The sequence below is a fragment of the bacterium genome, from assembly GCA_041649255.1.
Taxonomy (GTDB): Bacteria; Hydrothermota; UBA3073; order JACQXS01; family JAQTXJ01; genus JAQTXJ01.
Genome location: JBAZNK010000003.1, coordinates 119,169 through 140,065 on the forward strand (window position 1 = coordinate 119,169; position 20,897 = coordinate 140,065).

Genomic DNA, 20,897 nt, shown 5'->3' on the forward strand with positions numbered 1-20,897 from the left:
ACAGAGGACAAACTTGATATTTAATTATCTACTTTCATTTCATACCACTGCTTAAACTCTTTTACTCCATTTGCAATATCAGTCGCGATTTTTGACTTAAACTCATCTGTTTTCATTTTTTTCTCCATTTCCGGATTTGATATGAATTCAATTTCTACAAGGCAAGCAGGCATATAAACTTTACGTAGCACACAGAAATTAGCTTGTAGCACACCGCGGTTAATTATATTATTAGATTTCGATATGCCATCTACTATTTTGCTTGCAAGGGTATTAGATTCCTTAAGAAATTCCGTTTGAGCCAAATCCCACAATATAGACTGTAATTCGCTACGATCTTCTTTGTTTTCGTATTGTAAAGATGCGTTTTCTCTTGCTTCTACTGCTCTTGCCCAGGTTGTTTTAGCAGGAGATAGAAAATATATTTCCGTTCCGGTTGCGCTTCTGCGTTTTCCGGCATTACAATGTATGGATAAAAATAAAGAAGCTTCAGCATCATTTGCAATTTTAGCCCTTTTCCCGAGAGATATAAAAGTGTCTATCTCCCGGGTAAGGATACAGTTGATGCCATTTTCTGAAGATAGCTTTTCTGCGACCATTTTTGCAACCTCAAGAGTTACCGCTTTCTCCTGTAATCCTGCATATCCCAAAGCTCCCGGATCTTTGCCTCCATGCCCGGCATCTATTACAATCCTTTTTATGTGTCTTCCTTCTTCACCAAAAAGTACTATATAATTGCCTGCAATGGAAACGGTTTTATCCAGAAAATATTTGCATAATTCATTTAAAACAGGGAAAGGGATATAAAGATTTTTATCAATAACTTGTGGAGAGAGGGGAGAATTAACAACTTCATTTTCAATTTTAATCCAGGGGTTATTATTAACCAAAGTAATGTTTTTGTTCCGGTACTTTATTGTATATCGTTGGAAAACAGAGTCTACTGATATATCAAAATTAAGTGCCGGTTGAAAACTTGTTAGTTTAAAATATGAAAATTTTTCAACGGCTTTATTGTCTATCGGGTATGAGTTATTCTCATATTTAAAGGTAAAAGAAGAGTTTACAACAAGAAGCAATATTAGTTTTATGCACATAGTTTTTTTAAGGCATTGTTCCCATATTCAATTACTTCCTGATTGCCTATTTCCTTTGCAATTTCGATGCCTGATTCTATGAGTTTTTTAGCATCACTGTCGTGGCGAGATGTTCCATATTTGTTCCTTTGCAAAGAAGTTTTCTTTTGTATTTGCAGGGATTGAATTATGCCGATATTTATAAGGATATTAGCTTCAATTGCTTTTGCGCCTATTTCTTTCGCTATATTTAACGCCAGATTATGGTGATTAACAGCTAATTTAAGGTTGCCTAATTTTTGATATATCATTCCGATTTCATCTAATGAGTTAGCGATTCCCCATTTTTCACCCAATTCCTGTTTTATTTCAAGAGCATTTTTTTGGTATTCAAGCGCCTTAGTGTATTGTTCAAGTTTATAATAAGCATTTCCAATATTTGTAAGACAGAAGGCTATTTCAGATTTGTCCGATATCTCATCAAACACCTTAAAAGCTTTTTCAAAATAAGATAATGCCGTTTGGTAATTTCCCATCAAATTATACGCGATACCAATGTTTTCAAAATTGCCGGCAATCCCCCGCTTATTTTTTTGTTCTGTTTCAATACTAAGAGCTTCATTATAATACTTCAATGCTTGTTCATAATTCCCTCTGTTGTCGTATATAATTCCAATGTTTCCTAATGTGGCAGCCATAATGTGTTTATCTTTAATTTTCTTACTTGCATTAAGGGCTTTCTGATAAAAAGAGAGTGCAGTCTCCGAATTTCCCATATCATCATAAACTACACCTATCTTATTGAAAAGACTGGCAATTATTTTGTAGTCTTTCCTGTTCGTTTTATTAGAATGCCTGCCAGCGGTTAAAATATTCATAGCTTTTTCATAATAAGAAAGAGTTTTTTCATATTTTCCCTGTCTTCTGAAAACGCTTCCTATGTTAGATAAGGACATTGCTTCACAGTATTTATTTTTAATAATTTTAGATAATTTTAATGCTCTTTCATAATCTTTAAGCGCTTCTTTATAGTTTCCAAAAAACTGTCTATGGACAGTCCCACGATTGGATAGGAGATTTATTTTTAATTCAATGTTTTTCCATAAAAGGTTTTCGAGAGAGGATCCCGACAAGTTATCATCAAGCAAAGATAAAGCCTGAGTATAGTAATCCATAGCTTCTTTCCCTGCATACATTTTTTCTGCTTGTTCCCCTGCTTTGCAAAGATAATGTAATGCTTTTTTCTTATCCGTGGAGTTCGAGTAATGATAAGCGAGTAAGCCATAAAACTTTTCAAGTTCATTTTTATGGTCTGTTTCTATACAAAGGGCTATTTTGCCATGTAATTGGCTTCTTCTTTTCAATAGTAAACTATTATAAGCAACTTCTTGAGTTAATGGATGCTTGAATATATAATCGTCGCCATAGCGAGATATTCCATTTATTTGGGATTCTTGTCGCCGTCGTGGCGAGCTGTCGCTTCGCTTCATTTTTTTGTCTTTCATTTTTATTCCGGTCTATTTATCCTGTTAGGCAAATTGTATAATGAGGATTCTTTGTATATTATATCTTTTTCTGTAAGTATCGAGATACTATTATCTAATTCTTTTATATCAGAATCAAATCTATCGCTGCCTTGGCGGGATGTTCCATTTGGCAGGTAAATATTTTTCAATATTGTGTATTGAAAATTTTTGCCTATAACGGAAGCTGTTTGAAGGGTATCTTTTGTTTTTTCGTCTAAATTATCCAGACGAGACATTACTATTCCTTCAACAGAATCGGGAATTTTAAGTTCGGATATTTTGGTGCTTAACTGCCAATGACCAAATTGTTTTTTTAATATCTCATTTTCTACTAACGAATTCAATAATTCTTCAACATATAATGGATTGCCTCCGGATTGTTCTATTATAAGTTTCTTTAATTCTACGGCTAATTGATTGGTTTTAAGTATTAATTTGCTGAATGTCTCGCTTTCTGTTTCGGATAATTCTGAAAGGGCTAATTCTTTATAGTATTTTTCAATTCCCTGTTTCAAGGTTTTTGTAATGCTGAAACCTGCTTGTCCGCCTATTCTGATAAAATCGGGAGCAGGTAAATCGGATTTACGATAGCTGCACAAAATAAAAATATTTATATTCTCTATTCGTCTGGATATATATTTTAATAATTCAAAAGATACACCATCTGTCCAGTGGAAGTCTTCAAAAACTATTATTATGGGAGTTTTTTTTGCCTGCGCAAAGAGACAGCTTTTTACTGCATCAAACGTGTTTTGTTTTATGGTTTTCGCATCAAGTTGGTCTAATATGCTATTTTTTTCTTTTATGGAGAATAAATTATACATAAAAGGTATATATTTATTAATATGTTTATCCATCTCGGAAAGGCTTTGCATTTTGGAATGAATTTTTTGTTTAATTTTTTCTTTAGAATCGGAATTCGATATATTAAAGAAGTTTTTAAATATTTCTATAATAGTCCAGTATAACATAGAAGTCCCATAAGACAATCCCTTACCTTCAAGCCATAATAAATCCTGGCGAGTAATTGCCTTTATGCCCTTAGCAGGATGTTCCATTTTTTGTGATTTCTTCTTTTTGGGTAAAGGTAAAAAAACCTGATTTTTAAATTCGTAAATCAATCTTGTTTTCCCTATGCCAGCATCACCTATTACGGATACAACTTGCCCGTTACCGGATAATGTTTCCTTCCATAGTTGTTTTAACGAGTTTAATTCTCTTGTTCTCCCTACCATTTGCAACTGAAGTTGTTTGAGTCGGACAGGATAATTTCGTGCAAGTCCCAGAACTTTGTACATTTCAATCATATGAGATTTTCCCTTTACTTTTACGGGCTTCAGTGGCTTAATTTCAAATATCTCATTAACTTTTTCACAGGTAGATTTGCTGATTAGAATTTCTCCCGGATTTGCTTGTTGTTCTATTCTTGAGGCAAGGTTGACATTATCACCCATCACAGTATATTCCATCCTTTTTTCACTGCCTACGTTACCTGCTACAACCAATCCCGTATTTATTCCTACGGACATTTGCAAAGAAAATACCCCTCGGGATGTTTTCAATTTCTGAAAAGGTTTCATTGCCGATTGCATATCTAAAGCGGCTTTTATCGCTCTTTCAGGGTCGTCTTCGTGAGATACTGGTGCGCCAAACAAAACCATAATTGCATCTCCCATAAATTTATCTACAGTGCCGCCATAATTTAGTATAATATTTAGCATTTGGGTGAAATAGGTATTAACAATTTCCGTTATTTCTTCTGCGCCTTTTTTGCCACTTGCCGTATAGCCTTTTTCAGAAACTGTTTTGGATAATTCTTCAGTTAAATGTGTAAATCCGGATAAATCGGCAAACAGAACGGTAACTAATCTAAATTCGCCTTCTACCTTTGCAGAAGAAGGATTTAAAAGGATTTTTTCTACAACTCTTTCCGGAAGATAACGTTTTAATGCATTAATTTGGGATGTTAATTGCTGAATTTGAGGCGAAGAGTTGCTTTTAATATTCCGTTTAATATTTTTTGAAGACATAGTTCTTTATGGTAAATCATATATATGAATAGTCAACTTAAAAAATGAATCTTCTATCCCAGGGAACACGCTATCAAGCAAAAGTATAAAGGGATAAACAAATTTTTCGTTCCTGCAAAAAAGGAATGGTTTGAAGCCTTTTCTTATAGTACAAAATAAATAATGGCAGAGAGAGATAGAAAATATAATATAATTTATAAGGGATTTTTGCAATAAAGACATTTATCATTTTTAGGCTTGACAAAATTATGTATTTAAATCACCCTTACGCTATAAGTTTTCTTGAAAAATCTTAAAATTATAATATAGGAGGAAAGAATGACATTATTATTTTTTATGTTTTTACAAATGGGATCTATTCAAAAGGTAGAATATGTTGAACATCCTGTATCAACAGGATTGGTAGGGGATGTAACGAAAGATGTTGTTAGGGGTAATATCCCGCGCTCGGAAAAGAATAAATTGTTTTCACGGGAATCAAAAACAGATGAAAATTGGTCTTTTACGGATTCTTGCTCTTTCCGCGGGCGAATAAGAAACAACGGACATTATTATGCAAAAATTGACAGTACGGGAATAACGGAATTTCTTCCGGATAATAATCTTACTTCTACGGTATTTCAGGCAATTGCAGCAGTTCCGGAGTGGCTTAAAATACAGTTATGGGATAACTTTGCCCGTATGAGCGCTCAGTGCCAGAATACTTACGGGACGATTATTTTGGCAACTCCTTTCCCGTGGCAGGACGAGCTTGCTTTTGTAATTGCAAATGTTGATTCGGCAGTACTGGAGCATCATATGAGCAATCCTACCATATTTACCGACAATGTAAAGCTTATCTACAAAAATGACAGTGCGCTTGATTATGTTCGCCTTGTGGAATATTCCGACTATACGACGGCAAAATATAAAATAGCAAACAATGACCAGGACACGACTGAAATAGAGATTCCACGCGATATATATTACTGGCATATCGTGCATCCCGGCATAACTTATGAAATGCCATTTTACATAAATCCTTATGCTGCAGACCCAAGCCATTACGGCACAGGAGAAGCTGCTCCGCCAACCGGAAAATTCTGGAGAGATTATTATTTTAATTATCCCGACACTGCACAAAAAACAGTATGGAGCGGTTATGGACCTTCCGATACGATATATGCAGGAACTATTTCTCCGATATTAAAAGATAGACTCATAGGAGAAAAAATCTTATATAACAATAAAGTCGATGTTTCCGATAATAACGGAGCTATCGGGAAAATCACAAAGTGGGTAAACGATGTAATGGTATTTAATTCCGCATCAGGCGATATGTGGGCTAATGAAAGGGCATGGCAACCTGTTAGACAATATCATATGCACAGAGGGAGATGCGGCGAATGGGCAGTCGTAACTGCGGCTGCGGCGAGAGCATCATTAATACCTGCCGGTACCCCTAACGATGTAACACGGGACCACACATGGAATGAGTGGTACGATACTGACTGGCGTGGATGGGAACCTATAAATAATTATGTTAATTCTACTGCGCATTATGAAGCAGGGGGATGGGAATTTAGAGACGTATATAACTATAGGGGAAATGGTTATACATGGGATGTTACGCCTCGATATTCCCAGCATTGCACGCTAACGGTTATTGCTCAGGACTCTTTGGGACGGCTATTCGATGGAGCGAGAGTATATTTATTTACTTCATATTATTATGACAGCACTAAGTTTACCTTAATTGATAAAAGAGTTACTGATTCTGATGGGAGAGTAGATTTCTTATTGGGAGAAGGAATAGATTACTATATCAACGTAACCGCCACTCCGAGAGGATGTTATCCTAATACGAGTAGTGGTTATGCAAAGATAATAACTAATTCCGTTGCCGGACAGCATTATAACTGGATATGTCCTTCTCTGGTCGGCGCAACTACGATTCAGCCTACTATAAATGCATCCCAGGGTGTTTTGACCGATACTACTAAGTTTTATAAGATTGACGTTAATTTTGGTGTTTCCCAGGAAATAATTCGCGGAAAAACTATAGGTTTTAATGAATTGAATAACCGCACTTACCAACAGAGATACGGACATTACGTAGATGTTGCAAAAAATATTGAATTTTTTATATGCAATAGCGTTAATTTTGCGGCATACCAGAGTGGTTCTGCTTTTGAGGCATTTGAAATTAGTCATAATGTGGATTCCGGGAATGTGAGTTTTGTTTGTCCAAAGGATGACTGGTATGTGGTTTTCTCTACGAAAGACCTTGTTGAAAACGAAGAAGTAATTAATCTCAATGTAACCCTCTATAAAAATCTCAACGGCATAGAGGAAACCTCACAGAAAGAGTTTTCTCTCAATGTATTGTCAACGGTTTTTAAGAAATCCGTAATTATTGATTTTATGCTGCCGCATAAAGAAAAAGTGCAGTTAAGGGTATATGATTTAAGCGGAAGATGTATAAGGGAAATTATTAAAGATGAAATAAAAAGCGGGTATCAACGGGTTGAATTGGATGGTAAGAAACTAGGCAAGGGTGTATATTTTATCCGTCTTGATGCAGGGGATAACATATTGACGAAAAAAGTAATAAGGATTTAGCTTTCAAATAGTAAATAAAAACAGGGACAGATTGTAATCTGTCCCTGTTTCTCAAAGATATTTCCTAAATAGACTCGATTTATTTCACTATTACCATTTTCTTGACATCCGTAAAATTATCGGTAGACAACTTATAGAAATAAATACCTGTGGATACTTTTTCTCCTTTTGTATTCGTGGCATCCCATTGAACTTTATAATATCCTTGTTTACAAGTCTTATCTGCAAGCGTTTTTACCAATTTGCCTGTTATATCATATATTTTTAAGGATATTTTAGTTTCGATAGGGATCTGATAACTAATAATTGAGCCGTAAGAAAATGGGTTTGGCGAACTCCGAAATAATTTGTAAGCATTTATAGCAGTTTTCGAATCAGTCTCTTCGACTCCTGTCTCCGGGCCTAGCAAAGAGAAGAAAGTTCCCAGAGCATTAGAACTACCATAAACAATATTTGATGCCGTATCAATTGTATATTCTATGGGGTCCCAACTAGTGCCATTGTATCTTCCAATCCATAAGGAGGTTTCCGGGAAACTCAAATTAGTATCTACATAAGGTATGGAAATATCACTTTTAAGTCCGCCGAGTAATAATTGTTGGCCGTTCTCGAGCCAGATTTGTCTGAATATGTCTGTGGATAAATAAGGATTTGAAGGTGGCGATTCAGATGGGTCTTTTATTACGCATACAAGACTTGTATTTTCTTCGAGAGCAAGTTCAGGGATAGTTATTCGTGTTATATTATTCTCAGATTCACTACCGAGAGTCATTACATTGTAAGCCATTCTTTCTACTGTTTCCCGTTTTGAATGTGCGGCAATTTTTGTTATTCCCCAGAATTCCTGTTCATCCGGGTATTTATTGTCAATAGTTATTATTATGCCGGAAGGGTTAGCATCTGACACATTGAATGTATCAATTGCTACGGCTCTTAAATTATAATCTCCTTCGGGGCAAGTTGACAAGTTCCATAAAGCAAAATATGGCCAGGAAGAATCAGGATTAGTAAATAAAGAATATGCCGAAGGAACTAGTTTCCAGTTAGCGGAATCTACGGACTTGTATTCAAATCGTACACATTTAATTTCTTGCCACCATTGAGGTTTCCAGAAAAGTGTTCCAGCAAAAATAGTAACTCTGTTCCCACTTATTCGTTTCCCGGAATAAGGAGCAAGGATTCTTACTTTTACCTTATTGGTATCGGTTATTGTTCCCACAGTAACTACTACGTTTTCATTTTTTTCTTCGTGCCCGCTTATATCTTCGGCTCGTAAACCAAACATATAAGTGGTATCCATAGTAAGGGAATGTATCCATATTGTGTCCGGGTGTAAAACCGTAGCAATTGGGGTAGTATAATTAATGGTTCCGGATGCGTTATCCGAATATATATTATATTTTTCACAATCATAACTACTTGATTTGACCCAGCTTAGCTTTACTCCGTTGTTAGATAAAAGACTTGCTCTAAATTCAGATACTCTACGAGGGGGAAAAGTATCAGCGGGGATTGCGGCTATGGAATCAGAAAAGTTAGATTCATTACCGGAGGCGTCTACAGAAGTAACTACATACCAATATTTAGTGCCATTAAAAAGTGATTTATCATGAAACCATTTCCCCGTGATAATATGACTATTAATACGGGTAAAAATAGAATCACCGTTTGTCTTGCTGTAAACATTGTACCCTTTCAAGTCGGTAGTGATTACTTTTTTCCAATAGATATACACCTCACCATCTCTGGTAACAACTTCCAAACTTTCAGGTGTTACAGGTGCCGTGGTATCTCCGCTGGAGATATTAAGAAAAGTACTACAAGCCGGGAAACTTTCAGGCCCGATATTTTCTGCGCTGTCAAAAGTATATGCTAAGAAATGATATATATGTTTATTTAATCCGTTGAATATAGCAAAAGTGTCAGGATAATTTCCTAACCAAATATTCCAATTACCATTACCGTTTTTTACTTTTACACAGTAGGAATTCAAAAGCCCGGACATTGAATCTATACCTTTTGACCACCTAACTATAAAATTAGGTGTAGTAATTGTATCCGGTAAGGCATAGATATTGCAGCTTGTTGGCGCTGTTGTGTCTCGCCTTAAGTAAACTATGGAATAGTTATTGAAATTTATATTTCCTACGCCATCTTCCAACCATACATACAAAGGAATTGTGCCTTCTAGTTGTGACGAAACATACATTGGGGGTTTTTCATGGAATGAGCCGGTAGTATCAAATTTGCTTGTAGGCGCGGAACCAAGTTTATATAATGCTGATTTTATACCACTGGAGTCAGGTGGCGCCTTATAACATATTTCAAATACAGGGTTTTGTGCCCAAGTGGAAGGGTTTTTCCCGTTAGCCGTAAGGCTTTCCGGAGCGGATGGAGCAGTTGTGTCCTGATTAAAAAAGAAAGCTCCAATATCTATTTTTGTCCCATCGGGGTCTTTATTGCCTAAACCGGGGTCTCCCGCATCAATACACAGGGAACTCGGTTGTAAATGGAAATTTTTTACGGTTGTGTCTACGAACAAAGGATTTTGGGATATATTGCCTTTAGCACCTACAGTATCTTGAAACCCATAGCCATTATAGTTCATGCCATTGTTCCACAAGTCGTTAAAACCTATGTCTGCTAGAGGTGTAGTTCCGCTATAAAAGGAAATGCCATTCGTATTGCTGGAAATTATATTATTTTTTATAATTGGCGCTCCATTTGTTCCAAAGGTTATGCCGTGCGCAGTGCTATTAAGAATGGTGTTATTAAGAATAGTGGGGTGTCCATTATTCATACAATGAATAGCTACATAATGTCCTATAAAAACATTTCTTACGAATGTAACATAAAGAGAATCAAAATATCCAAAAGTTGAGGTGGCAGTATCATCTTTTATTATTCTAAAGCCGTTGACAATTGTATTTCCAGTTCCTTGGACGGGGTTCCCACCTTTTATAACTGTGCCGTGAGAACTTATAACTGAAAAATCAGGCCCTGCGCCTACTAATTGTACTTCTGGTTTTAGAACAATGTTTTCATGATAAGTTCCTTTCGCTACAAAGCAAATTCCTCCGGAATTTGTTGCATTTATGCCGGCCTGAATGGTCGCTTTTGGTCCGGCAATTCCACCTTGATGAATGGAAACCGACCCATCAAAACTATCACTGCCAATCGCAGAATCAACATATACAGTGTTGTAGCCGGCAGCATAAACTTGAGGAGAGAATATTATAATAAAGCTTAATAGAAATAAACCAAGAAAATACTGTTTTTTCATGCTACCTCCTGTTGAAAATAGTTAGACGGGTTTGTATTACTTGACAAAGGAAAACATAAATATTTAAATAGTACCTCCTTAAAAACAAGGCGGGCAATTTTTTTGCCCGCCTTGTACTTTTTGTTAATTAATGTACTTTTATGAGTTTCCCTTCATAGGTTCTATTTGGTGTTTTGAGGGAGTAGAAATATATGCCTGCAGGCATTTTCTTGCTATTTGTATACAGGTTAAAAGATATGCCGTTAGAAGAATATGTTGGAATAAGCGCTTCTATTTGGGTTCCGGTAATGTCATAAATATATAAGTTCCCTGCCATTTTTTGATGGGGTAATTCAAATTTTAGATTGTTTACGAATGGGTTCGGTTGAATTATAATGGGATATATAGAAACTTTATTTGATTCTTCAATCCCTACTCTGATGTGGAAATTTACATTGGTTGCACCTGGACTTGCATTTACGCTAGGACCTTCTTCAACCGTGTCACCGACAGGTATGCTTTTTTTGGCAACGCCTACAGTATAAGTAGTTAATGCGCCGCTGACATATGCTGTATAATGCCCATCACTGTAAGTTTTTGTGTATGTTCCTGCGGTTAGTCCGGTAGGATAGGCTACTCCGATATCAATTTGTGCTCCTTTATAGGGGAGTCCATCTTTATAAACAAATCCACAAATGGAGTCCGTTGCCCGATAAACAGTTATATTATTAGTTATTGATAAAGGGGCAACATAAAAAGTAGCATTTTTGTATAAAGGATTTAAATATTGAGGATAGAACTGGTCCTGAAGGTTGGCACCTGTGAGATAATATGCGGGGCCTTGTTTCTTTATAATATAATTATAGTATCCGCTTGAGTTGGTATTTGTAAATAAGCCAAATGTTCCAAGCGTTCCCGATACACCTCCTATTATCTGGAAAGTGTCGGGAATTGGATTTGAGGCATCATCCTTTACAGTTCCGGAGACAAAAGTAGTATCATTAGTGAGATTTGTAAGCGCAAGGTCTTTACCTGTCATTACTCCTGTAACTTCAAAAGGAATTATTTGATTACTTATGTAATTACGGCCAACTATGCCTGCCAAATCCATTGAAGACATTGTAACTGTAGAGTCTTTAAAAACAGCCGGTAAAACTATTGAATAAGCTCCCGAACTATTTGTAAATGCTCCATATAATACTTCTTCGTCATATATTGTATCCATTATTCCTATAAATATATTTGGGGTATTTGCCGGTGTAGTTATTGTTCCCGAGATGGAACAAGAAGAAGAAATAGGATTAACCTGTATTGCAACGGTTCCGGATACTCCACCATCTTCAACACGTAAAACAAAATGACCCGTTATTGTAAAAGTTTTTCGTGTTATATTTATTGTTCCGTTTTTGGCTTCGTCCGTATCGTCAAAATTACCATCTATTAATCTGAACTTTAATACCCAATGGTCATTTCCATCTATAGTTCCATTTCCATTTACATCATAATAAAGAGCAGCTTTTGCTGATGCGCCATTAGATTCAGTGTTCCCTGTTATACGAATAGTGTCTGAGGTTGTTACTGTTAGCGAGGTAGAGTTGTTTACTTTTAAATTGTGCATAGCATAGGTGTTGAATGAGAATAATGCTATGGCGCCTAAACACAAAACCACCTTTTTCATACAAAGTCTTTTCATCTTTCCCCCTTTTTTTACTTGTTTTATCTTTTCATGCTTTGACAATTATGTTTTCCTGCACCCCCTTATTTAAGTTTGATAAGTTTCATCGGATTAAAGTTCCCGATTCTTAAAAAATATATTCCTGCCGGCATTTTTTTATTGGTTGGTAACAAAGCAGAATAAGAATTCTCATTCTTCGAATATTCCGGTACAAGTTCCATAATTTTATTACCTGATACATCGTAAATCATTAATTTTGAGTTGTCAATTTTATAATTGTTATGTGTTCCGATTAAGGAGTAACGGATAACGGTCTTTTGAATAAACGGATTAGGTTGGATAGAGAGACACTTGATTTTTATCCTCTGAGTTTCTTCTACGGATGTTTTTATAAGATGAAAATTTACTCCGGCGCTTCCCGGGCTGGCTGTTACGCCATTCTCTTCTTTTACTTTATAGCCATTTGGAATACTTTTAGATGAGATTTTTGCGGAATAAGTAATGAATGTCCCATTAATATAAGCCGTATAACGACCATTGCTGTAAGTTCTTGTATATGTTCCTGCCGATGCCCAGTTAGGCTCAATAACTCCGATGTCAATCTGTGCGCCCTTATATGGATACCCATCTTTGTAAACAAACCCACGAATAGAATCCGTTGTCCGATAAGCAGTTAGGTTATTAGTTATTTGTACGGGGGCAACCATAAAAGTAGCTATTCTGCGTAAAGGATTAAGGTATTCGGGGTAAAACTGGTTTGCAATAATTGTCTCTGTGAGATAATATGCAGGTCCCTGTTTTCTTATAATATAATTGTAATATCCGCTCGAATCGGTTGTTGTTAATACGCCATAAGATCCAGACGATCCCGCTAATCCTCCTCTTATGTGAACAGGCTCTGTAATGGGATTGCCTATATCGTCTCTCAAAACACCAAATACTACAGTATATTGTTTTGTTGTGTATGTAGTATCCAAAGATAACTTGTACATTGCTAAGTCTCTTGTCTGCGCCTCTGCAATCCAAACACCTACTGCCGGACTGCTTATATAATTACGGGGTAGAATCCCTAGTACATCTCCTGCAAAGAACCACATTGTTGAATCTCTTAAAGCTTCCGGGAAGGCTATTGAATACGCTCCCGTGCTGTCCGTGAAATCGCAATATACACATTCTCTTTTATCTTCCGCGTCTAACGCTAACATTGCTGTTACGCAAATATTCGGTGTGTTTGCCGGTTCGGTTACTACGCCGGATACCGTCAATAAAGATGGCATAGGGGGAACGTGTATGGATACGGTATCCGATACTCCATTATCCTCTACATATAAAACGAAATCGCCTGTCATTGTAATAGGGTCGCATATTCTATTTATTGAGCCATTTGTCGTCTCATCTTCATCGTCAAAGTTCCCGTCTATCAACTTGAATTTTGATATCCAGTGTTCGTTTGAATCTAAAGTTCCATTAGCATTTGCATCGTAATAAAGAGTCGCTTTTGCAATATGACTGCCGGGTTCAAACTCTCCTGTTATATGGAACGTATTGGCAGTAGTTATCGTAGCCGAATTAGCATTGTTTATTTTAAGATTCTGCATCCCGTAAGAATTAAACGGGAATATGCCTATACCTACTATTCCTGAAAATATCCCAAAACACAATCTTTTCATATTCCTTCCATTGTCTATGACTTATATATATAAACATTTTAACGTTTTGTCAATATTTTTTATGAAATTATACTGAAATCAAAAAGGGGTAAAGAGAAAATGGTTTAGAAACTTATACTTATTCCACCAAACCATTCCGAAGTAATTATGTCATCATACCCTTTGTAGTGTTTATTGAGTAAATTGTTAGCAGAGACAAAAAGGTGCGCATATTCCGTAATATCTCTGGAGATTTTCATATTCAACATATAATTACTAAAATAGTTACTAATATCCGTAGAACCTACATATTCAGCTTCCAGATTTATTCTATTTTTAAATTTAGGCTCTACGATATAAAGTCCGATTGCGGATTTATGAGGTATATTGTCCGGCAAAGATACGCCTGTTAATTCATTTTTTGTGTTAAGTGCCGTATATTTTATTTCTCCCGATAACCAACTAAGCGGTTGTGAAATAAACTCTATTTCTGCTCCGTGTATATGAGCGTTTGGTATATTGCGATAGCTTTTCAATGGGAACTCATCATGATAATTTTCCGTTAAAGTATATAATTCTATCATATCTTTAATTTCATATCTAAACAATGAAATTCTTGCCGATAAAAAGCTTGCTCCCGTATATTCAGCGCCTAATTCATAAGTCGTAGATTTTTCTGTAGTTAACGAATCATTACTCCTGACATACATTCCCCCCTTATCATAAGTATAAAATTCATTAGAATAAAGCTGGGACATATCCGGTTCTCTAATTGATTTTCCCAGTCCTGCTCTTATTTTAAGAGGCTCGTCTACTCCATACAATATGGCTATTTTAGGCATTAATCGCACATCTTTATGATAACTGTCAATGCGGTCGCTAATTAATACGGTAAACGAAGAGGATTGTATTTCGTGTTGCAAATACAGATTATGAACCAGAGTTGACGTATCAATAGACAGATTTGAATTATATCCCGAGTAAGCGAAACTATATCCCATACTTGAACTATGCGAGATGTTATGGTTCATATCTTTTAGTATAAGGCGCGTATAATAAATTTCTCCTTCAGTTGTTCCGACAATTTCATTTGTTTTTCTCCCATATAAATAAGATTGTTTATACTGGTAAGTAGAGAATCTTGTTTTGAGTTCTGCGAATTCATGTAACTTTACATCCCAGACGGAATTGATATTATATTTCCGGTGTTCTCTTGATTGGTATTCATCCTTTTGGTAATAGTAACCCGGTTCTATTGTCAATTCGGAGATAGTTTTTGGTTCCGCTTCCGACAAATTAGCTATTATTTGCCCGCGATAATCGGACGCATCGAATTTATCAAACGCCGGATATATTCCGTCTGAACTTCTTTGACTGTAGTTAAAGACATATCCGAATTTATCTTTTTTTACTCCCTGTCTTAGACTATGAACTTTTGTATTGTTCGTTCCTCGTGTAATTTCAGCAAAATTAGTATTACAGGGGAGAGTAGGAATAATGTTTACTACTCCCGCAATCGCTCCTTCTCCATACAAATTAGCATAAGGACCTTCCAACACTTCTATTCTTTCTATCATTCCTACCGGATATTGGTCTAAATCATATATCCCTGTTGTTCTTTGCCCGTCCAATAATATTAACAGATGCTCAGGTTCAAGCCCACGATACCTGCAAACGCTTTTTGTCCCGTATTCTCCTCTTTGTATTTGCATTCCGGTAAGCCAGTTTATTGCATCTCCAGCCGTTTCAAAATTATGTCTTGAGAGTTCCTTTTTATCTATTACATCCGTAAATATTGTGGTATGTTCCCATAGTTCTGTGTTTTTAGAATTACCCGTTACGATGTCTCCTTTTTGAATCGTGGTCGGGACCAAGCTGAAATCAATAGTTGTATGGCTTCCCGGCGAAACGATTATTTTTTTGGAGTCTGCTTTGTATCCCGCAATGGCGGCTGCAACTTCGTATTCTGCTTCATCACAGGAAAGTTGGTAGAAAAAGTATTCTCCGGATGTGCCGGTTTTTGTATGTATAGTCGTGTTCCTGATTACGATATTTACTTCTTTTAACGGTTCGCCTGTGATGGAGTCTTTTACCGTTCCCTGTATTCTTCCCGTGCACCAGCCAAATAAAGTTTGATAAGAAAATACGGATAAAAGCAAAATTAATATTCCTATTCTTTTCATAAATTATAAGTTTAAATTATCCCGTCCTTTAGGCGGGGGTATAAGACTAAGCCTCAAACAGTCCTTCCGGGCTTTAGCCCAAACAACTTACAACTGACTTCTCGAGAGTAGGACAGACATTCTTGTCTGTCTTTATATTTGAGAGGTAAAGAAATGTCATTTTTATTTTTTAGCGGTTTGGCGTAAGTAGGGAATTAGTCCGCCCGTATTTATAATTTCCATTATAAAAGCGGGTAAAGGAGTCGCCTGCATTTCTTCGCCGGTAGTCGTGTTTTTTATTTTTCCCGTTTCAAATTCTATGTCAACAATATCCCCTTGGTTAACCTTGCTGGATATTCCCTTGCAAACAAGAATCGGCAGTCCAAGATTTATTGCATTGCGGTAATAAATTCTTGCAAATGATTCTGCAACGATTGCTTTAATTCCAAAGTGTTTGAGACAGGTAACCGCCTGTTCCCGGGATGACCCGCAGCCAAAAAACTTGCCGCCAATAACGATATCGCCGGGTTTTGCTTCTTTAATAAAATTAGGATGCACCGTTTCAAAAGAATGTTTTGCCATCTCTACCGGGTCGGCAGTTATGGAAAGATACTTCCCCGGGTATATTACATCCGTATTTACATCATCACCAAACTTCCAGACTTTACCTTTTATCATATTTACTCGTGTGCTTCTGTGATTTCTCCTGTGATTGCAGAAGCTGCAACTGTTGCAGGAGATGCAAGATAGACAAACGATTCCGCACTTCCCATTCTTGCCTGGAAATTACGGTTTGTCGTTGATATGCATACTTCGCCTGCCGCCAACAACCCCTGGTGTCCGCCAAGACAGGGACCGCAACCCGGGTTAAGAATTAACGCGCCTGCTTTTATAAATGTTTCCAGGTAACCCGCTTTCATCGCTTCAAGATAAATTTCCCGGCTTGCCGGGATAACAAGCATTCGCACGCTTTCTGCTACTTTTTTATTTTCTAAAATTTTTGCCGCCGATGCCAAATCTTCCAACCTGCCATTCGTGCAGGAACCTAACAACGCCTGGTGAATCTTTAATCCTTTTACTTCTTTTACGGGTTTGACGTTATCAACTGCGTGAGGACAGGCAACCTGCGGTTCAAGGTCTGACACGTCAAATTCAAGAACTTTTTCATAACTTGCATCGTCATCAGGTTTAATTATTTCTATCTTATTTGTATTACGTGAACTTACGTACTCGATTGTTTTTTTATCTACGGGACAGAAAGCTACTTTTGCACCCATTTCCATTGACAAATTGCTTAATACCATTCTGCTTGCAATGCTCATATCGTCCATTGTCGGACCGCAAAATTCTACGCTCTTATAGTCTGCGCCGTCGCACCCGAGTTCCCCGATTATGTATAATATAAGGTCTTTAGCGGAAACGTTTTTTTTGAATTTTCCTGATACGACGATTTTTATTGTTTCCGGGACTCGTAACCATATTTCTCCCGTTGCCCATACACCTGCCATTTCGGTCCCGCCAATTCCCGCGGCGAATGTTCCGAATGCGCCGTGAGTCGTGGTATGGGAATCCGTTCCCACAAGCAATTGTCCCGGCATTGAATGTCCTTTTTCGGGGAGCACTTGATGGCAGATTCCCAATCTCATATCATAGAAGTGGGTTATTCCCTGTTCGGCGACGAATTCACGGACTCTTTTATGGGTAGCCGCGGTTCTTTCCGATTCTGCAGGGATGCGATGGTCAAAAAGAATTACAATTTTTTCAGGCGCCCAGACTTTGTTCAATCCTATTTCTCGGAATGCTTTAAGGACAACATCGGCATTTTCATGGGACATTGCGACGTCTACTTTGGCGGTAACAATCTCTCCCGGGGTAACTATTTTTTTGCCGCCCGCTCTTGCAAGAATTTTTTCTGCTAAAGTCATAATCTTACAATACTCAATGTCTTTGTTTTCGTCAATAAAATATTTTATTCGTCTCTTTAATTCTCTTGTAATTCCTCTTAATCTTGTCTTATCTTTTTGTTCTCTGCGTGCGGAGTTTATCCCGCCTTGGCGGGAAGTCTCTGCGGTGAGAATCTCTGTTTCCGTTTTTTCTTGACTTTACTCCAATATAATATATCCTGACTAAAGAATTTATATTAGGAGGGAAAAATGAAAAAATTTTCAACTATTGGAATAGTTTTTGGAGTAATTCTGTTGTTTGTTTTAATGGTAGCAATGACTTTTGCAAACTACTACAATCGTTTTGTCTCGCAGGGAGAAGCGATAAGCGCTGCATGGGCGCAGGTAGAAAATCAACTTAAACGAAGAAACGACCTTATCCCGAATCTTGTAAACACGGTCAAAGGCTATATGGAGCACGAACGCGGAGTTTTTGAAAACATTGCGGAAGCAAGAGCAAAACTCGCAGGAGCAAATACCGTTCCCGACAAAATGAAAGCTTACCAGGGGGTAGAAGGCGCATTGTCAAGGTTATTGGCAATTGCCGAGAATTATCCCGTTCTTAAAGCGAATGAGAATTTTAATAAACTAATGGACGAGCTTTCAGGAACTGAAAATCGCATTGCTGTGGAAAGAATGCGCTATAACGAACTTGTGAAAATATATAACGTAAGCATAAAGAGATTCCCGGGTAGTTTCTTTGCTTCGGTGTTCCATAAAGAAGTGGCAGCATATTTCGAAGTCCCGGAAGCAGAACAAGCTGTGCCCGAAGTAAAGTTCTAATAACAACAGATATAGCACAGAACAAAAACCTGTCTATCGGTAGGCAGGGACGTTGAGAGTGCAGAGTCTAAAACCAAAAAACAAGAATTTTGGACGCAGATAATCTTAGATTTTCAAGATTACACAATTAAAGAAAAAGATGAAAATAACATAGAAATTCTTCTCCACCTTAGGCAGACTTAAAACCCCTGTTGATATTCTCTTTTTTTTGTTTTTATCCGTGGCTAAAAATCTTTTTGTTCTCTGGGGTTACCTAGAGTTTCCGCCTCAGGCGGATTACTCTAAGTTACCCAGCTTAGCTGCGGAAATCTATATCAAAATCATTTTTTGTCTGTAATGTTTTAATCTGTTTTTCTGGTATCCTTTTGTTGTCTGTGTTAATCTGTGTCCAAAAGTTTTGTTCTTTTTGGGCAGGGTGGTTGGGTTATCTTTGCTAAGGCTAAAACTTCCTGCTTTTGATGAGGGATTTTATGTCCGGGATTTTATGTTTTTCGCAGTATTTTTCCATCCCGTTTATTATTTCTATGCCTGCGTTTGGGTTGACGAAATTGGCAGTTCCGATTTCAATTGCGCTTGCGCCCGTTACTATAAATTCCAGTGCATCCTCCGCATTCATTATTCCACCCATCCCTATAATCGGAATTTTGCAGACCAGACTTACCTTGTAAACACAGGAAAGGGCAACAGGCTTAATACACGGTCCCGATAACCCACCGGTTATTTTTCCGAGTACTGCGCTTTTTGTTTCAAGGTCAACTTTTAATCCGTGTACTGTGTTTATCAGGGATATAGCATCTGCGCCGTTGTTTTCTGCGGAAAGGGCGATTGCCTGGATATCCGTTACGTTAGGCGAAAGTTTTATTATGACCAGTTTTGTAGTTACTTTTTTTATTGCCGAACACAACCTGCCAAGATTATTTGCGTCTTTGCAAAATTCAATCCCATGTTCTACGTTGGGACAGGAGACATTAATTTCAAATCCGGAAACGGGAGTGGATTCAAACATTTCTATTACTTCTATGTATTCTTTCTGGGATTTCCCCGCAACGCTAATAATTACGGGAGTATTGTACTTTAACCATAATGGAAGTTTATTCGCAATAAACTTTTCTGTGCCCGGATTTTCAAGTCCTATCGAGTTCAGCATTCCGCAATGTGTTTCCGCTACACGGGGAGGCGGGTTTCCAATATTTGAATCAAGCGTAACCGATTTTGTAATTATGGCACCGAGCCGGCTGAAATCAGTGAACTTCGCCTGTTCTAATCCGCAAGTTCCCGATGCGAGTATAACGGGATTTTTCAACTCAATCCCTGCAATATTAACGGATAAATCCATTAGTTTATTATTGTTAATCCTTTTGGAGCAACGAACTTAAATTGTTTATCGGCGATTTCATAGTTGATAAATATTTCACTAAACCTGACTTTCTCTTTAATCTCTTTCCCGTCTATGTGAAATTCGGATACGATATCCTGTGGAAACCACATCCCTTCCACAAGTTCCCAGTCTTTATAATCGGTATCATATATTAATTTATCCGTATAGTCAAAGGTTTTTTCGTTTAGAATAACATTTTTTTGCGGGTCAATTTCAAAAATAACTTTACTTATATTGTTGTTATCTTTCGGCGTTGCGATTAAATGCGTGGAGTCCTGACGGGTAATGTCAAAAGACTTTTTGAGTTCCGTTATGAAATTAAAACTGAGTAATATGTCTATGCCCGATAATTTTTTATCCATATTCGGTAATTCGGAATAACTCGTTTTTACTGCTTGTTTTTTGCCCGGGGAATAAATCCATAATACGGAATTATTTAAGATTATTGTTTGTTCCGGCTTAAAGTATTTTATGTATAGTTTGCCCGGTTTTCGTAAATAGAATTTTCCCGTGGAGCGTTCTTTAATATCGTTTACACTGTAATATCTTGTCATCCTGCCATATACACTTTCAATGTTCTGATAATTACTTATTACTTTGTCAATTTGGTTGTTGCCTGATTTGTCAATGCGTTCAGGCAAGTCCTTGGGTGATAGCAGAATAAAGATTATTCCAAATATAATGTTCATAGTTTTATACCAAGCTCTTGAGCGAAGCTCTTAGAGATTGGTATCCAGCTCTGCTGGGACCAATAAGCCTATAATTTATATTTATTTTCACCATTTTGAGTACGAAGCTTCCTATGGATAACA

At 37.1% G+C, this 20,897-nt stretch carries 13 protein-coding genes; 2 read left to right on the plus strand and 11 right to left on the minus strand.

Annotation, left to right across the window (positions count from 1 at the left end; translation table 11 throughout):
• Positions 1-20: 20 nt before the first annotated feature.
• The 3 genes from WC614_03430 to WC614_03440 are packed head-to-tail and all read right to left on the minus strand — an operon-like array spanning position 21 to position 4,632.
• Positions 21-1,097 (minus strand): N-acetylmuramoyl-L-alanine amidase, encoded by a 1,077-nt coding sequence (locus tag WC614_03430; protein ID MFA5032052.1) that lies wholly within the window; start codon positions 1,095-1,097, stop codon positions 21-23.
• Positions 1,088-2,581, minus strand: coding sequence for a tetratricopeptide repeat protein (locus tag WC614_03435; GenBank protein MFA5032053.1), 1,494 nt, complete (start codon positions 2,579-2,581; stop codon positions 1,088-1,090). Before WC614_03435 ends, WC614_03430 begins: the two co-directional genes overlap by 10 nt.
• 2 nt (positions 2,582-2,583) lie before the next feature.
• Positions 2,584-4,632, minus strand: coding sequence for an adenylate/guanylate cyclase domain-containing protein (locus tag WC614_03440; GenBank protein ID MFA5032054.1), 2,049 nt, complete (start codon positions 4,630-4,632; stop codon positions 2,584-2,586).
• A gap of 318 nt (positions 4,633-4,950) precedes the next feature.
• Between WC614_03440 and WC614_03445 the strand changes: the two genes are divergently transcribed.
• The gene (locus WC614_03445; GenBank protein ID MFA5032055.1) at positions 4,951-7,233 is read left to right on the plus strand and encodes a T9SS type A sorting domain-containing protein; all 2,283 of its coding nucleotides are present in this window, start codon (positions 4,951-4,953) and stop codon (positions 7,231-7,233) included.
• Positions 7,234-7,312: 79 nt separating this feature from the next.
• Here WC614_03445 and WC614_03450 read toward each other — a convergent pair whose 3' ends face one another.
• The 6 genes from WC614_03450 to WC614_03475 form a co-directional block, all read right to left on the minus strand.
• The gene (locus WC614_03450; GenBank protein MFA5032056.1) at positions 7,313-10,516 is read right to left on the minus strand and encodes a T9SS type A sorting domain-containing protein; all 3,204 of its coding nucleotides are present in this window, start codon (positions 10,514-10,516) and stop codon (positions 7,313-7,315) included.
• A 127-nt stretch (positions 10,517-10,643) separates the two neighbouring features.
• A complete protein-coding gene (locus WC614_03455; protein MFA5032057.1) occupies positions 10,644-12,188 on the minus strand; it encodes a T9SS type A sorting domain-containing protein in 1,545 nt (514 codons plus the stop codon).
• Positions 12,189-12,253: 65 nt separating this feature from the next.
• Entirely contained in the window at positions 12,254-13,840 is a 1,587-nt protein-coding gene (locus WC614_03460; GenBank protein MFA5032058.1) for a hypothetical protein, read from the minus strand.
• Between the two features lie 104 nt (positions 13,841-13,944).
• Positions 13,945-16,002: a TonB-dependent receptor gene (locus WC614_03465; GenBank protein MFA5032059.1), complete on the minus strand. Its 2,058-nt coding sequence runs from the start codon at positions 16,000-16,002 to the stop codon at positions 13,945-13,947.
• 162 nt (positions 16,003-16,164) lie between these two features.
• Positions 16,165-16,659, minus strand: a complete 495-nt coding sequence (locus WC614_03470) for a 3-isopropylmalate dehydratase small subunit (protein ID MFA5032060.1) — start codon at positions 16,657-16,659, stop codon at positions 16,165-16,167.
• 2 nt (positions 16,660-16,661) lie between these two features.
• Positions 16,662-17,906, minus strand: coding sequence for a 3-isopropylmalate dehydratase large subunit (locus WC614_03475; protein ID MFA5032061.1), 1,245 nt, complete (start codon positions 17,904-17,906; stop codon positions 16,662-16,664).
• 228 nt (positions 17,907-18,134) lie between these two features.
• Here WC614_03475 and WC614_03480 point away from each other — a divergent pair, with 228 nt between their 5' ends.
• Complete coding sequence (locus WC614_03480; protein ID MFA5032062.1) at positions 18,135-18,707, plus strand: LemA family protein; 573 nt, start codon at positions 18,135-18,137, stop codon at positions 18,705-18,707.
• A 439-nt stretch (positions 18,708-19,146) separates the two neighbouring features.
• Here the strand turns inward: WC614_03480 and WC614_03485 are convergent, their stop codons facing one another.
• The gene (locus tag WC614_03485) at positions 19,147-20,043 is read right to left on the minus strand and encodes a dihydroorotate dehydrogenase (protein MFA5032063.1); all 897 of its coding nucleotides are present in this window, start codon (positions 20,041-20,043) and stop codon (positions 19,147-19,149) included.
• The gene (locus WC614_03490; protein ID MFA5032064.1) at positions 20,043-20,774 is read right to left on the minus strand and encodes an outer membrane lipoprotein carrier protein LolA; all 732 of its coding nucleotides are present in this window, start codon (positions 20,772-20,774) and stop codon (positions 20,043-20,045) included. Before WC614_03490 ends, WC614_03485 begins: the two co-directional genes overlap by 1 nt.
• Positions 20,775-20,897: the final 123 nt, after the last annotated feature.

Coding starts and splice junctions, on each gene's coding strand:
- WC614_03445 (MFA5032055.1), top strand. CDS start 4,951: ATGACATTATTATTTTTTATGTTTTTACAAATGGGATCTATTCAAAAG.
- WC614_03485 (MFA5032063.1), bottom strand. CDS start 20,043: ATGGATTTATCCGTTAATATTGCAGGGATTGAGTTGAAAAATCCCGTT.
- WC614_03435 (MFA5032053.1), bottom strand. CDS start 2,581: ATGAAAGACAAAAAAATGAAGCGAAGCGACAGCTCGCCACGACGGCGA.
- WC614_03490 (MFA5032064.1), bottom strand. CDS start 20,774: ATGAACATTATATTTGGAATAATCTTTATTCTGCTATCACCCAAGGAC.
- WC614_03480 (MFA5032062.1), top strand. CDS start 18,135: ATGAAAAAATTTTCAACTATTGGAATAGTTTTTGGAGTAATTCTGTTG.
- WC614_03455 (MFA5032057.1), bottom strand. CDS start 12,188: ATGAAAAGACTTTGTATGAAAAAGGTGGTTTTGTGTTTAGGCGCCATA.
- WC614_03440 (MFA5032054.1), bottom strand. CDS start 4,632: ATGTCTTCAAAAAATATTAAACGGAATATTAAAAGCAACTCTTCGCCT.
- WC614_03450 (MFA5032056.1), bottom strand. CDS start 10,516: ATGAAAAAACAGTATTTTCTTGGTTTATTTCTATTAAGCTTTATTATA.
- WC614_03460 (MFA5032058.1), bottom strand. CDS start 13,840: ATGAAAAGATTGTGTTTTGGGATATTTTCAGGAATAGTAGGTATAGGC.
- WC614_03430 (MFA5032052.1), bottom strand. CDS start 1,097: ATGTGCATAAAACTAATATTGCTTCTTGTTGTAAACTCTTCTTTTACC.
- WC614_03475 (MFA5032061.1), bottom strand. CDS start 17,906: ATGACTTTAGCAGAAAAAATTCTTGCAAGAGCGGGCGGCAAAAAAATA.
- WC614_03470 (MFA5032060.1), bottom strand. CDS start 16,659: ATGATAAAAGGTAAAGTCTGGAAGTTTGGTGATGATGTAAATACGGAT.
- WC614_03465 (MFA5032059.1), bottom strand. CDS start 16,002: ATGAAAAGAATAGGAATATTAATTTTGCTTTTATCCGTATTTTCTTAT.